This window comes from Roseomonas gilardii, assembly GCF_001941945.1.
Classification (GTDB): Bacteria; Pseudomonadota; Alphaproteobacteria; order Acetobacterales; family Acetobacteraceae; genus Roseomonas.
In genome coordinates, this window is sequence record NZ_CP015583.1 from 3050292 (window position 1) to 3063602 (window position 13311).

The window sequence follows — 13311 nt, forward strand, 5'->3', positions numbered from 1 at the left end:
CGTACCCACCCCCACTCCATCAGGCCGCGCGCACCTTCTCCACGAAGTCCAGCACCTGCTGCCGCAGCCGTTCCGACTGCTGCGACAGATCGCCCGCGGCGGTCAGGACATCCCCGGCGGACTGCCCGGTCTCCTGCGCGCTCTGGCTGACCGAGCCGATGCTCACCGTCACCACCTCGGTCGAATGCGCCGTCTGCTGCACCGTGCGGGCGATCTCCGCCGTCGCCGCGGTCTGCTCCTCCACCGCCGCCGCGATCGTCACCGTCGCCTCGCTGACCTCGCCGATGGTGCGGGTGATCTCCTCGATGGCGCCCACCGCGCCCTGGGCCGCCGCCTGCACCTGTGCGATCTGCTGGCCGATCTCCTCGGTCGCCCGCGCCGTCTGCGACGCCAGGTTCTTCACCTCCGACGCCACCACCGCGAAGCCCTTGCCGGCATCGCCCGCCCGCGCCGCCTCGATCGTGGCGTTCAGTGCCAGCAGGTTGGTCTGCCCGGCGATATCGGCGATCAGCCGCACCACGTCGCCGATCCGCCCGCTGCTCTCGGCCAGGGCGCGCATCGTCTCGTCCGTGCGGCGTGCCCCTTCCACGGCGCGCGAGGTCACCGCGCTCGCCTGCATCACCTGGCGGCTGATCTCCTGGATCGAGGCGCTCAGCTCCTCTGCTGCCGCCGCCACGGTCTGCACGCCCTGGCTGGCATCCCCGGCCGCGAGTGAGACGCGCGCCGCCTGGTCGTCCGTGCCCCGCGCCGTGGCGGACATGCCCTGGGCCGTCGCCTCCAGCTCGGTCGAGGCCGCCGAGAGCATCCCGACCATCTCGCTCACCTGCCCCTCGAAGCTGCGCACGACCTGCCCCAGCATCTCGGCCCGCCGCTGCTCCGCCTGGTGCGCCGCCTCCCGCTCCTCCTGAAGCCGCCGCGCCGTCACCATGCTTTCGCGGAACACCTCCAAGGCCCCGGCCATGCGGCCGATCTCGTCCTGCCGGCCCAAGCCGGGGATCTCCACCTCCAGCTCCCCGGCGGAAAGCCGCTGCATCGTCCCGGTCATCGCGCCGATCGGCGTGATCACCCGGCGCAGCACCAGGAACAGCCCGCCCAGCGTCACGGCGAGCGTCAGAAGCAGCAGCGCGATGCTGACGGCCAGCGTCACGCCGGCCTCGCCGGCCCGCGCCTCCGCCCGTGCCACCAGTTCCCGCAGCGCCACCAGCGCCACGCCGGACACGGCCGTCACGTCGTCGCCGCTGCGCTGCTGAAAGGTCGCCAGCGGCATGGCCGGGCGCCCCGCCGCGAGATTGCCATCGACCTCGCGCTGCCGGGCCAGGAAGCCGTCCGGGAAAGCCTCGCGCAGCGGCTGCAGGGCCTGCCGCACCGCCTCGGGCGTGCCGGGCTGGGCGGCGATGTCCAGCACCTGATCCCAGGCGCCGCGCACGCGGCCATGCCATTCAGCGATGTCGCCCGCTTCCTGCGGCGTGGGCGCCCGGCCCGCTGCAAGCAGCGTCTCGTTCAGCCCGCCGATCTGCCCGGCCGCGAGGCGCGCGCTCCAGATCGCCTGCTTCAGCGTCATCACCTGACCAAGTTCCGGCGATGCATCACGGATCATCGCCGCGATCTGGGAATCGGCGCGGCCGAGCGCCTCGGTATAGGCCAGGGTCGCCCGTGTCGCCTCCTGGATCGCGGCGGTGTCGCGCACCTCCTGGTTCAGGCTTGCATCGAACCGCGCCCGCAACGTGGCCATCGAATCACGGTTCTGCCGAAGCGCCTCGATCAGGCCCGCCGTGCCTTCCGCCCGCGCCAGACTGGCCAGCGCGGCCCCCAGGGCCTCCTCGCCGCTGGCCCGGCGTTCGGCGATCCGCCGCCGCGCCTCCGCATCCGCCTGCCCCGGCCGGATCATGGCCGCCAGAATGGTGGAGCGTTCCACCCGGGCCTCGTTCAGCGCACGGAACACCGCCGCATCCGCCCGCGACAGTTCGGCGACCTGGATGGCCCCATCGCGCCGGGTCCAGCCTCCCCAGACATTCTGGATGGATGTCCCGATCATCAGCACACCCAGGACACAGATCGTCCCGCCCAGGACGGATTTCACCGATAGACGCTGCAGCATGCCTTTCGCCCCTGTCAGTCTGGCGGCGGCATGTTGCGACAGGAAGACTACCGTCCCATGAATACGGAGGCTGAAACCCCACCTTCCGGCGGCGCTGCCACCCGGCCGGGTTCTGCTCTACGCCCCGCCCAGCCCGGCCCGGATCGCGGTCGTGAAGCTGCGGTCCAGCAGGTCCTTCGCCTCCACCGGCTTCCGCACCAGCCCGGCGCGGCGGTAGAGGTCGATGTTCCCCTGCTCGTCCCGCTCCACGGCATCGTCCACCGGCACGACCCGGGTCTTCGCCCGCGCGAACCAGTGCTCTGCCACCGGCGCCGGCACGTTCATCAGCCCCGACCAGGTCTGCGCATAGCCCGCGACATTCGCATTGGCCCATGCCCGCGCCTGGGCCAGCCGCCGCACGAATTCCGACAGGTCCTCCCGCCGCCGCGCGATGGCATCGTCGCGCGCCGCCTGGAAGCCGAGCCCCGGCGTGATGCCGCGACCGTCCGCTACGATCCGCGCACCGTTCAGGAGCTCCTCCTGCGACACATAGGGCTCCCAGGTCGCCCAGGCCTCCACCGCGCCGCGCGACCAGGCCGCCTTGGCATCCGCTGGCAGCAGGAAGACGAACTGCACCGCATCCAGCGGCAGCTTCGCGTTCTCCAGCGCCGCCAGCACCACCTGATGCCCGATCGAGCCCCGCCCGGTGGCGATGCGCTTGCCCACGAGGTCCTGGATGGACTTCACCGGGCTGTCCTTCGGCACGATGATGGCGAGGCCGCCCCGGTCCTCGCGCGTCGCGGCGATGGCCTTCGCGGGCACCCCCGCCGCCGCGCCGAAGGTGAAAGGCGCATCCCCCACCAGCCCGGTGTCGATGGCATCGGCGTTCAGCGCCTCTACCAGCGGCGCCGCGGCCGGGAACTCGCTCCAGGCGATCCGGTCCTCGAAGCCCTTCAGCGCGCCCGAGGCCTCCAGCACCGCCCGCGCATTGCCGCGCTGGTCGCCGACGCGCAGCGGCGTCCCCTGCGCGCGCAGGATGCGCGGCATCGCCAGCGGAAGGGCGATCCCCGCCCCCGCCAGCAGCAACCCTCGCCGGTTCGGACTCATTCCGCCGCCACCCGGTGTGCCGCCCGCTCGGCGATCCGCTGGGCCACCAGCCGCTTGGTCAGCGGCAGCAGCGTCCGCCCATACTCCGCCGCATCCTCCAGCGGGTCGAAGCCGCGGATCAGGAAGGTCGTCACGCCCAGGTCGTAGTATTCCAGGAAGGCCTCCGCCACCTGCTGCGGCGTGCCCACCAGGGCCGTGGTGTTCCCCCGCGCCCCGGTCTCGCGCGCGATCGCGGTATAGAGCCGCCCCTCCGGCCGGTCGCCCCGCTCCGCCGCCGCCAGCAGGCGCTGCGAGCCCGCATTGGCCGGCGCCTTGTTTGCCGGGCCCAGCGCCGCCTGCCCGCGCACCTCGCGCACCCGGCCCAGGATGCGCTCCGCCTTGGCCCAGGCCGCCTCCTCGGTCTCCGCCAGGATCGGGCGGAAGCTCAGCGAGAAGCGCACCTCGTGCTCGCGCCCGTACCGTGCCGCCTCCTCGCGCACCCGCCCCACGATCTCGCGCACCTGCGCCTGGGTCTCGCCCCACAGCGCATAGACATCCGCATGCTTGCCCGCGACCCGCAGCGCGGCCTCGGAGGCGCCGCCGAAATAGACCGGGATGCGCGGCTTCTGCACCGTCCGCACCTCGGGCGAGGCGCCCTTGATGCGATAGTAGGCGCCCTCATGGTCCACCGGCTTCGTGCCGGTCCAGATCGCCTTCAGGATATCGACATACTCGTCCGTCCGCGCATAGCGGTCGTCCTTGCCGAGCCAGTCGCCGTCCCGCGCCTGGTCCACGTCGTCGCCGCCGGAGATCACATGGATCGCGGCCCGCCCGTTCGAGAGCTGATCCAGCGTCGCATAGCTCCGCGCCGCTAGGCTAGGCGCCAGGAAGCCCGGCCGGTGCGCGACCAGGAAGCCCACGTGCTTCGTATGCGCCGCCGCGTCCGTGGCCAGCAGGAATCCGTCCGGCCCGTTGCTGTACCAGCCGATCAGCACACGATCGAAGCCGCCCTCGTCATGCACCCGCATGGACTCGCGAAAGTATCCGAGGTCGATCGCCTCACCGTGTGGCGGATGGATCTCCGACTGCTCGCGTGGCTGCACCATGCCGATGAACTCGACATCGTTCAGATGGGAACCCGGAACCGTCATCGGCTTTCTCCCTTCACTCGTCTCAATTCGCACCCAGCGCCCGGCACCCTGCGGCACCGTAGGCGCTGTCGGGCTGCGGCGTGTGGATGCGCGCGCAAAGCACGTCGCGCAGATGCCGCTCCAGCGGGTTGGACCGCGCCAGCGCATGGTTGCCGCAGAGCGCCACCGCCTCCTGCACCACGGCGATGGCGTTCTCCGCCGCCACGGTCTTGATCAGCCCGGCCTCGGCCGCCTCCAGCCCCGCGTCGCGCGCGCCGGAGGCGACGAGCCGGTCATTGGTCAGCAGCAGCGCCTCGATCCGCCCCACCGCCTCCTGCATGCGCGGCAGCGTGGCCAGCGGCCTGCCGAGATTGGCCGGCACGCGTGCCTTCAGGAAGCCGACCAGCCAGTCCCGGGCCGCCCGCGCCACGCCCGTGTAGAGCGCCGCGATCAGCAGCGTGTTCCAGGCCCCGTGCTGAGCGTTCGGACCGCCCCGCTCCTCGGGCAGCCGCAGGTCCACCGCCTGCTCCAGCGGCACCAGCGCATCCTCGAAGACCACGTCATGGCTGCAGGAGGCCCGTAGCCCGGCCTGGTCCCAGCTTTCCTCGATCCGCACGCCCGGCGTGCCCGCCCGCACCAGCAGGAACCCTGTGCGCGGCCGCTCCTCGTCGGTCCGCAGCCAGACCAGCATCCAGCGCAGCCCCGGCGCCCCGGTGGAGTAGATCTTGCGCCCGCTGACGCGCCATCCCTCCGGCGTGCGCCGCGCCACCGTGCCCGGCAGCCCGCCGCGCGCCGGCGTGCCCAGCTCCGGCTCCACGCGCAGCGCGTTCACCAGTGCCCCGCGCTCCACCGCCTCGCGTCCCACCAGCGCCTTGATGTGCTCCGGCACCTGCGCGTCAGCGACCAAGCCGCGGATCTGGATCAGCTGCATCGCCAGCACCAGCGCCGTGGCCGGGCAGCCTTCGGCCACCCGCCCCACCAGCGCGCAGGCCCGCTCCAGCCCGATCTCCTCGCCACCGTCCTCGCGCCGTGCCGTCAGGCCCAGCATCCCGGCCTCGTGCAGCGCCGCGAAATTCTCGTGCGGAAAGGAACCGTCCCGGTCATGCGCCGCGGCCCGCGACGCGAAATCCCGAACCAGATCGCCCAGGGGATCGGCTCGCACCAGCAACCCGTCCATCATGCCGCCAGCTCCAGTCCATGCCCGAAGTCACGATCCCAGAGCGGCGCCACGTCCACGCCCTTCGGCAGCAGGCCGAGCACGGCGAAATCCTCCGCCACCGCCTGATGCGAGGCGATGGCCGCCGCATCAGGCGCCACCAGCCGCCGTTTCTGGCTGACATTCTCCAGCAGGGAGCGGATCACCCCCTCCGGCACGTTCAGCAGCTTCGACTGCGCCGCGGCCAGTTCCGCGGTGTGGTCGTCGATCCAGCGATAGGCCCGCGACAGCCGCGCCAGATGATCGGCGATCGCCGCGCGCCGCGCCGGATCGGCCAGCGCATCGGGGCTGGCGAAGAACAGGTAGTTCCCCGACAGGATGCCGCGCGCGTTGCGCAGTTCCCGCGCCCCGGCCTCGCGCGCAATCGGCACGGAATAGCCGTAGATCGCCCAGGCATCGAGCGCCCCGTTCTGGAAGGCCGCGCGCCCATCGCTGGGCGTGAGGTTCACCGCCTGGATGTCGCGGAAGCTCAGCCCCGCCTCGGCCAGCATCCGGTTCAGATAGTAGTGCGTGGTGGTCGCCCGAACATAGCCGACGCGCTTGCCCTTGAGGTCGGCAATGCTTTGCACCGTGGAGCCTTTCGGCACCAGCACCACCTGCTCGTTCACATCGCCGCGGATTACCGCGATCACCTTGATCCGCGCGCCCGAGGCGGCGGCGAAGGCAGGCGGGATCTCGCTGCCATAGGCGAGGTCGATCGCCCCGGCATTCACCGCCTCGACCATCAGGTTGCCGCTGCCGAACTCGGACCACGCCACCTCGTAGGGCCGGTCGCGATCCTCACCGGAAAGGTTCAGCACCAGCGCGTCGCCCGCCTTGTACTGCGCCAGCCGCAGCGTCACGCCGGACGGTATGGCAGCCGCCCGCGCGCGTCCCGGCAGCAGCAGCGCCGGCGCCGCCAGCATCGCGCCTCCCACCAGGGCGCGCCGCCGTGTCAGCAGGCCGCTCATGCCGCGCGCCTCAGGTTTTCCTCGACGCCCAGCTCCGCCAGCAGCCGCTGCCGCAGCGCCACGAAGCCGGCCTCGCCATGGGCGCGCGGCCGCTCCATCGCCACGGGAATGTCCGCCGCGATCCGCCCCGCATCAAGCACCAGCACCCGGTCCGCCAGCAGGATCGCCTCGTCCACATCATGCGTGACGATCAGCGTGGTCGGCCCGTGCGCGCGCCACAGGTCCAGCACCAGCGCATGCATCCGGATGCGCGTCAGCGCGTCCAGCGCCGCGAAGGGCTCGTCCAGCAGCAGCAGCCTCGGCTCCCGCACCAGCGCCCGCGCCAGGGCGGAACGCTGCGCCTCGCCGCCCGACAGGGTCAGCGGCCAGGCATTCAGCCGGTGCGACAGGCCCACCTCGCCCAGCGCCCGCTCCGCCCGCTCGCGCGCCCCACTCCCGGGCAGGCCGAGGGTCACATTCTGCCAGACCTTTTTCCAGGGCAGCAGCCGCGGCTCCTGGAACACCGCCGCCACGCTCTCCGGAAGCCGCACCTCCGCATCCTCCGGCACCGGGTCGAGCCCGGCCAGGGTCCGCAGCAGCGTCGTCTTGCCCGAGCCCGACCGGCCCAGCAGCGCGGTGAAGGAGCCTGGCTCCAGCTCGATATCCAGGCCGTGCAGCACGGTGTTCTGGCCGAAGCGCCGGGTCAGGCCGCGCACCGAGACGGCGCGCGCGTTGTTCTGCTCGCTCATGGTTCCCGCTCCCCCGCTCACGCCTTGATCAGGCTCGGCCGCCAGGCCAGCGTCCGCCGCTCGACCAGGCGCATCAGCGCATCCGCCCCCAGCCCCAGCAGCGCATAGACGACGAGGCCCACGACGATGACGTCGGTGCGCAGGAAGTCCCGCGCGTCGTTGATCAGGTAGCCGATGCCCGAGGTCGCGTTGATCTGCTCGGCGATCACCAGGCTCAGCCAGGCCGTCCCGATCGCGTAGCGCAGCCCCACGATGCCCGAGGGCAGCGCGCCGGGCAGGATCACGTGCCGGATCATCCCCCGCTGGTCGAGGCCGAAGACCTTGCCCGCCTCCATCAGCTTGGGATCGACGCCCCGGATGCCGGCGAAGAGCGTCAGATAGACCGGAAAGCTCGTCCCCAGCGCCACCAGCGCAATCTTCGGCGTCTCGCCGATGCCGAACCACAGGATGAAGAGCGGCACCAGCGCCAGGAAGGGCAGTGTCCGCAGCATCTGCAGGGGCGCGTCCACGATCTCCTCGCCCAGCTTCGACAGGCCGGCGATGAGCGCGAAGGCGGTGCCCGCCGTCACGCCGATGGCCAGCCCCAGCGCCACCCGGCCCAACGAGACCAGCAGGTGGTGCGGCAGCTCGCCCGAAAGCGTCAGCTCCCAGGCCGAGGCGATCACCGTGCTCGGCGCCGCGAGGGTGCGTGGCGAGATCAGCCCGGCCATGGACGCCGCCTGCCACAACAGCACGATCACCAGTGGCGAGACGAAGCGCCGCGCCTTGCCGAGATTGAGACGGCCGGGCAGCAGCGCCCGTGCCGCCCGGGCAAGGCTGCGGTCGGAAAGGGAGGAAGAGGAGCGCCGGGTGGCGCCGATCACCTGGGTGTCGGACATGCTGGCTCCGTCTCGGCCACCGGCCCTGGGGCCGCGCGATCCGCGAAAAGGGGAGAGGTGGTGGAACCCGGCGGAAGGCCGGGCAGGGATGGCGCGGGCCTCAGCCCGGCAAGCCGGGAGCGGCCCGACCGGTGCGGACCCGGCAGCGACAACAGGCGCGGCACATCGGAACCGGACCCATCCGGTCCCCGATGCGCCCGCCGGACGCAGCCTCATGCCCAGGATTCCACGACATCTCGTTCATGGAGCAAAGGATAGGCAGTGGGTTATTCGCGATAAATAGTCGGGTTTATCGAAATTCAACGCGCCGGGAGGATGGCATTTCCTGGCCGGCCGATCAGGGGGGAGTTATTCCTCCGCCCCCTCCGTCGGCTGGCCCCGGTCGCGGAAGGCCGCCCGGTTCAGTGGGAAGGCGGTGGTGTGCTTGATCCGCTCCATGGCGAAGCGAGAGGTCACGTTGCGCATCGGCACCGTCCCGATCAGCCGCTTGTAGAACTGGTCGAACTCCGCCATGTCCGCTACCGAGACGTGGAGCATGTAGTCCACCTCTCCCGCCATGCGATAGGCCCCCATCACCTCCGGCATCGCCTCCACCGCCTGGGCGAAGCGTTCCAGCCAGTCCGGCGTATGGTCTCCCGCCTCCACCGCCACGAAGACGCTCAGCCCCACCCCCACCTTCTCCGGTGCCACCAGCGCCACCCGGCGGGTGATCACCCCGGCGGCCTCCAGCTTCTGCACCCGCTTCCAACAGGGCGTGGCGGAAAGCCCCACCCGGTCCGCCATCTGGGCGATGGAGAGCGTGGCATCCTGTTGCAGGATCGCGAGGAGCTTGCGGTCGATCTCGTCCATGAACACTCCGTCCGGTCGCCGTCCCGGTGCCTCGGGGGACATCCCCCAAGGGGGGACCTCAGGAGGCACCCCGGGCTTCCCCTCGGGAGCGGCTGACCCAGCCACCCGGCGTTTCCCCGGCCCCATAAGGGATCACGCGCCAGCCGCCGGGGGTCAAGGCCATCCCGGTCGCCCCGTCCCGCTGGCCTCCTCCGCTCATCCCCTTCCCCGCCCATGTCCGGGCCGCGCCCCAGCCTCGCCCCCCGATCCAGGCCACGTGACTGAACCTTTCCCGTGTTGCGGCGCTTATCCGTGAACAGGATGCAACGATGGGGGCAGGAGGACGGCATGTGCGATATACTCGTGGTGGATGACGACGAACTGGTGCGATCCACCCTCTCCTCGATCCTGGAGATGGAGGGCTGGTGCATCCGCGAGGCGGGCTCCCCCGACGAGGCCACGGTCGTCACGGAGAACGAGAACTGCCGCATGCTCGTCACCGACATCAATCTCGGCACCCCGCAGGACGGCTTCGATGTCACCGCGCAGCTCCGCAGCCGCAGCCCCGGCCTGCCCGTGGTCTATGTCAGCGGCCGTCCCTGGGTCTTCAATGGGCGTCATCTGAACGCCGAGGAGCGCACCCTGGCCAAGCCGTTCCGCGCCGAGGACCTCACCCGTATCGTGCGCGAACTTCTCGGCCTCGCCCACATGGATCACCCGGCACGCCAGGGCGCCTTCCTGAAGGGGCCGTGACCGGGGCTGCGGCGAGCATGGCGCCATCATCCTCCGACTGCCCTCTTGCCTGCGGCGAAGCGGTCACGGATGATGTCCCATGAAGCACCAAAGCCACGCGAACTTCTCGCGAGATCATCATCTGAACAGGGATTTGTGCCATCGGGCGGATCGGCCTGCCTCCGGATGGAGCCGGCGCCGATGAACGACTCAAGCTCCTCCACCGGCCTCCGGCTCGGCAGCCTTCCCGAAGTCCACCGCAGCGTCGGCATTCCCCGCACCGGCAGCACCTTCCGCCGCTTCCTCGCCTTTGCCGGCCCCGGCTATCTCGTCGCCACCGGCTACATGGACCCGGGCAACTGGGCCACGGCGATCGCCGGTGGCTCGGCCTTCGGCTACACGCTGCTTTCCGTCGCGCTGCTGTCCTCGCTGATGGCCATGCTGCTCCAGGCGATCTGCGCGCGCGTCGGCATCGCCACCGGCCGCGACCTCGCCCAGCTCTGCCGCGAGCGCCTGCCCCGCCCCCTCGCCGTACCGCTCTGGCTCCTGGCGGAAATGGCCATCTGCGCCACCGACCTCGCGGAGCTGATCGGCACCGCGGTCGCCCTGCAGCTCCTTTTCGGCATCCCGCTGCTGCTCGGCACCGTGCTCACCGCGCTCGACGCCCTGTTGATCCTCTGGCTGCAGCACAAGGGCATGCGCTGGCTGGAGGCGATGGTCGCCGGCTTCCTCGCGCTGATCTGCGCCTGCTTCGCCGTGCAGGTCGCACTCTCCGACCCGAACTGGGGCGAACTGCTGCGCGGCTACCTGCCCTCCGCCTCGATCGTCACCAACCAGACGCAGCTCTACATCGCCATCGGCATCATCGGCGCCACGGTGATGCCGCATAACCTCTACCTGCACACCGCCGCCGTGCAGTCTCGCGCCGTCGCACCGGACGATGCCAGCCGCAAGGAGGCCGTGCGCTTCGCCACCTGGGACAGCTGCACGGCGCTGACCATCGCCCTGCTGGTCAATTCCGCCATCCTGATCGTCGCCGCCGCCGCCTTCCACACCAGCGGCCATCACGAGGTCGCGGAACTTCAGGACGCGCACAGCCTCCTCGCCCCGCTGCTCGGCGCCGCCGCGCCCATCCTCTTCGCGGTGGCGCTGCTGCTCTCGGGCCTCAACTCCACCGTCACTGCCACGCTGGCCGGGCAGGTGGTGATGGAGGGCTTCATCCACTTCCGCCTGTCCCCGGTGGTCCGCCGTCTCGTCACCCGTGGCATCGCCATCGTCCCGGCGCTGGTCGTCACCTGGCTCTATGGCGAGAGTGGCACGGGAGAGCTCCTGATTCTCAGCCAGGTGGTCCTGTCGCTGCAGCTTCCCTTCGCGGTGATCCCGCTGATGCTCTTCGCCTCGGACCAGAAGCTGATGGGCAACCTCGTCACCCCCCGCTGGCAGCGCGTGGCCGGCTGGACCATCACCATCCTGATCGTGGTGCTGAACGTGAAGCTCATCGCGGACACGGTCATGGGCTGATGAAGACAGGGCGTGGGGCCCAGCCCCCCCGCCCCGTTCCGGTGTCAGTGGTTCAGCGTCCCCGCATTGATCACAGGCACCGGGTCCTTGTCCCCCACCAGCACCAGCAACAGGTTCGACACCATCGCCGCCCGCCGCTCGTTGTCGAGCGCAAGGCCCTTGCGCTCCAGCGCGGACAGCGCGTCCTCCACCATGTCCACCGCCCCGGCGACGATCTTGCGCCGCGCTGCCAGCACCGCCTCCGCCTGCTGCCGCCGCAGCATCGCCCCGGCGATCTCGGGCGCATAGGCGAGATGCGTGATCCGCGCCTCGCCGATGCGGATCCCCGCACGTCCGACCCGCTCCTGCAACTCCCGCACCAGCCCCTGCACCACCTCGTCGCCGCCATCCAGCAGCGTGACAGGGGCGCGCGCCGCCACCGCCGCCTCGGCCTCCGTGCCGCCCACGCCGCTGACGATGGCCACCTCCGTCGCATCATAGGCATGCGCCCCGGCGATCCGCCGCAGCGCCGTGTCGCTCTGCACCCGCACGAAAGCCTCGTAGTCGTCGATTTCCAGCAGGGCCGCCGCCGAATCCGACACCCACCACACCACCGCCGCGCCGATCTCGATCGGGTTGCCCACGGCATCGTTGACCTTCAGCGCCGCGATCTCGTGCGTCCGCAGCCGCCGCGATACCTTGTTGCGCGTGTAGAGTGGATTGGTGAAGCGCAGCCCCGCCACGCCATCCGTGGCGCGATAGGCACCGAAGAGCAGCAGCACCGCGCTCTCGTTCGGCGCCAGCACATAGAGCCCGCGCAGCAGGAACAGCCCCAGCGCCACCAGCAGCCCGGCCGGCACCACCCGCCCCGGATGCCCCGTCGCGGCGGAGACCAGGAACAGCAGCACCCCCGCCGCCACCAGCAGCAGGATCGCCCCCAGCGCCACATAGCCGCTCACCGCGAAGCCGCGCCGATCCCGCACCGCGCCGCCGCCATCCGCTTCCGTCATCGCCATCCTCCCTGCCCACGGGAACAACGCCACGGCTCGGATCCGTTTCGCCGCCCCCGGCTTGACTCCCGGCCCGCCCGCCGGACCAATGCCGCCCCGCGCCGTGCCGCCCATCCCGGGCACCGGCCCCGAAACCCTCCCCGGAGCCCCGCCGCATGACCGCGCGGAAAGTCATCTTCGACACCGATCCCGGCATCGACGATGCCTGCGCCCTGGCGTTGATCGCCGCCAGCCCGGCGCTGGAACTGGTCGGCATCACCAGCGTCTTCGGCAATGCCCCGGTCGAGACCACCACCCGCAACGCGCTCTATCTCCGCCGTCGCTACGGCCTCGCCGTCCCGGTCGCGCGTGGCGCCGCCCGGCCGCTCGCCTGTCCGCCGCGCGACTTCCCCGCCTTCATCCATGGCAGGAACGGCCTCGGCGACACCCATCTCCCCGGCCTGGAGGAAACCGGTCAGGACCCCGCCGACCGGCCACACGCGCTCGATGCCGCGCATTTCATCGTGGAACAGCTCCGCGCCGCGCCCGGCGAGATCACGCTGATCGCCGTCGGCCCGCTCACCAACCTCGCCATGGCGCTGGATCTCGACCCGGACATCACCGCCCTGGCCGCCGAGGTGGTGGTGATGGGCGGCGCCTTCGGCACGGCCGGCCGAGCGGGCAACGTCTCCCCGGTCGCCGAGGCCAATATCTACAACGACCCGCATGCTGCCGACCGCGTCCTCACCGCGCCCTGGCCGGTGCGCCTGGTCGGCCTCGACGTCACTACCCTCTGCGTGATGAGTGGCGCCTACATGGCCGCGCTGCGCGACCGCGCCCCCGGCATCGGCGGCTTCCTCTACGACATCACCCGCTTCTACGAGGGACTCTACCGCAGCCGTGACGGCATCGACGGCATCAACGCGCATGATGCCCTGGCCGTGGCCCGCGCCATCGACCCCACGCTCTTCACCGAGCGCCGCGGCCCCGTCCGCGCCGTCACCGAGGGCATCGCCATCGGCCAGACCATCCAGCAGGTGGAAGGCGTCCTCTACCCCCCCGGCCCCTGGGACAACCTGCCCTCCCAGTCCATCTGCCTTACCGCCGACAACGAGCGCTTCCTGCGCCTTTATGCCGACACGCTGGCGGCCTGGGAGGCCAAACGGGGCTGACACCGGCGCTGGCCCACTCCGCCCC

Annotated in this window: 12 protein-coding genes; 3 read left to right on the forward strand and 9 right to left on the reverse strand. The window is 71.2% G+C overall.

Annotation, left to right across the window (positions count from 1 at the left end; translation table 11 throughout):
* Positions 1-19 precede the first annotated feature (19 nt).
* The 8 genes from RGI145_RS14055 to RGI145_RS14090 all read right to left on the reverse strand — a co-directional run bounded on the left by RGI145_RS14055 (position 20) and on the right by RGI145_RS14090 (position 8914).
* On the reverse strand, positions 20-2098 hold the full coding sequence (locus RGI145_RS14055; protein ID WP_075798831.1) for a methyl-accepting chemotaxis protein: 2079 nt from the start codon (positions 2096-2098) through the stop codon (positions 20-22).
* Positions 2099-2215: 117 nt separating this feature from the next.
* The gene (locus RGI145_RS14060; RefSeq protein WP_075798832.1) at positions 2216-3184 is read right to left on the reverse strand and encodes an ABC transporter substrate-binding protein; all 969 of its coding nucleotides are present in this window, start codon (positions 3182-3184) and stop codon (positions 2216-2218) included.
* The gene (locus RGI145_RS14065) at positions 3181-4314 is read right to left on the reverse strand and encodes an LLM class flavin-dependent oxidoreductase (RefSeq protein WP_075798833.1); all 1134 of its coding nucleotides are present in this window, start codon (positions 4312-4314) and stop codon (positions 3181-3183) included. The genes RGI145_RS14060 and RGI145_RS14065 overlap by 4 nt, the downstream gene beginning before the upstream one ends.
* Before the next feature lie 22 nt (positions 4315-4336).
* Positions 4337-5473 carry an acyl-CoA dehydrogenase family protein gene (locus RGI145_RS14070; RefSeq protein ID WP_075798834.1) on the reverse strand — a complete coding sequence of 379 codons (1137 nt, stop codon included), beginning with the start codon at positions 5471-5473 and terminating at the stop codon, positions 4337-4339.
* Positions 5470-6459, reverse strand: a complete 990-nt coding sequence (locus RGI145_RS14075) for an ABC transporter substrate-binding protein (RefSeq protein WP_075798835.1) — start codon at positions 6457-6459, stop codon at positions 5470-5472. Before RGI145_RS14075 ends, RGI145_RS14070 begins: the two co-directional genes overlap by 4 nt.
* Entirely contained in the window at positions 6456-7187 is a 732-nt protein-coding gene (locus RGI145_RS14080) for an ABC transporter ATP-binding protein (protein ID WP_075798836.1), read from the reverse strand. The genes RGI145_RS14075 and RGI145_RS14080 overlap by 4 nt, the downstream gene beginning before the upstream one ends.
* 17 nt (positions 7188-7204) lie before the next feature.
* On the reverse strand, positions 7205-8065 hold the full coding sequence (locus RGI145_RS14085) for an ABC transporter permease subunit (protein ID WP_075798837.1): 861 nt from the start codon (positions 8063-8065) through the stop codon (positions 7205-7207).
* Positions 8066-8413: 348 nt separating this feature from the next.
* Positions 8414-8914: an Lrp/AsnC family transcriptional regulator gene (locus tag RGI145_RS14090; protein ID WP_075798838.1), complete on the reverse strand. Its 501-nt coding sequence runs from the start codon at positions 8912-8914 to the stop codon at positions 8414-8416.
* Between the two features lie 327 nt (positions 8915-9241).
* On the opposite strand from RGI145_RS14090, the gene RGI145_RS14095 reads away from it, so the two are divergent.
* Together RGI145_RS14095 and RGI145_RS14100 are read left to right on the forward strand one after the other, a co-directional pair.
* Positions 9242-9646, forward strand: coding sequence for a response regulator (locus tag RGI145_RS14095; protein ID WP_075798839.1), 405 nt, complete (start codon positions 9242-9244; stop codon positions 9644-9646).
* Between the two features lie 180 nt (positions 9647-9826).
* Positions 9827-11146, forward strand: coding sequence for an Nramp family divalent metal transporter (locus tag RGI145_RS14100; RefSeq protein ID WP_075800065.1), 1320 nt, complete (start codon positions 9827-9829; stop codon positions 11144-11146).
* A 44-nt stretch (positions 11147-11190) separates the two neighbouring features.
* Here RGI145_RS14100 and RGI145_RS14105 read toward each other — a convergent pair whose 3' ends face one another.
* On the reverse strand, positions 11191-12135 hold the full coding sequence (locus RGI145_RS14105) for an SPFH domain-containing protein (RefSeq protein ID WP_083671132.1): 945 nt from the start codon (positions 12133-12135) through the stop codon (positions 11191-11193).
* A gap of 155 nt (positions 12136-12290) precedes the next feature.
* On the opposite strand from RGI145_RS14105, the gene RGI145_RS14110 reads away from it, so the two are divergent.
* Positions 12291-13286, forward strand: coding sequence for a nucleoside hydrolase (locus RGI145_RS14110; protein WP_075798840.1), 996 nt, complete (start codon positions 12291-12293; stop codon positions 13284-13286).
* Positions 13287-13311 lie beyond the last annotated feature (25 nt).

Bases quoted from the DNA above. Each gene is read 5' to 3' on its own strand.
- RGI145_RS14105 (WP_083671132.1), bottom strand. From the start codon at position 12,135: ATGACGGAAGCGGATGGCGGCGGCGCGGTGCGGGATCGGCGCGGCTTC.
- RGI145_RS14095 (WP_075798839.1), top strand. From the start codon at position 9,242: ATGTGCGATATACTCGTGGTGGATGACGACGAACTGGTGCGATCCACC.
- RGI145_RS14075 (WP_075798835.1), bottom strand. From the start codon at position 6,459: ATGAGCGGCCTGCTGACACGGCGGCGCGCCCTGGTGGGAGGCGCGATG.
- RGI145_RS14080 (WP_075798836.1), bottom strand. From the start codon at position 7,187: ATGAGCGAGCAGAACAACGCGCGCGCCGTCTCGGTGCGCGGCCTGACC.
- RGI145_RS14055 (WP_075798831.1), bottom strand. From the start codon at position 2,098: ATGCTGCAGCGTCTATCGGTGAAATCCGTCCTGGGCGGGACGATCTGT.
- RGI145_RS14060 (WP_075798832.1), bottom strand. From the start codon at position 3,184: ATGAGTCCGAACCGGCGAGGGTTGCTGCTGGCGGGGGCGGGGATCGCC.
- RGI145_RS14070 (WP_075798834.1), bottom strand. From the start codon at position 5,473: ATGATGGACGGGTTGCTGGTGCGAGCCGATCCCCTGGGCGATCTGGTT.
- RGI145_RS14065 (WP_075798833.1), bottom strand. From the start codon at position 4,314: ATGACGGTTCCGGGTTCCCATCTGAACGATGTCGAGTTCATCGGCATG.
- RGI145_RS14100 (WP_075800065.1), top strand. From the start codon at position 9,827: ATGAACGACTCAAGCTCCTCCACCGGCCTCCGGCTCGGCAGCCTTCCC.
- RGI145_RS14085 (WP_075798837.1), bottom strand. From the start codon at position 8,065: ATGTCCGACACCCAGGTGATCGGCGCCACCCGGCGCTCCTCTTCCTCC.
- RGI145_RS14110 (WP_075798840.1), top strand. From the start codon at position 12,291: ATGACCGCGCGGAAAGTCATCTTCGACACCGATCCCGGCATCGACGAT.
- RGI145_RS14090 (WP_075798838.1), bottom strand. From the start codon at position 8,914: ATGGACGAGATCGACCGCAAGCTCCTCGCGATCCTGCAACAGGATGCC.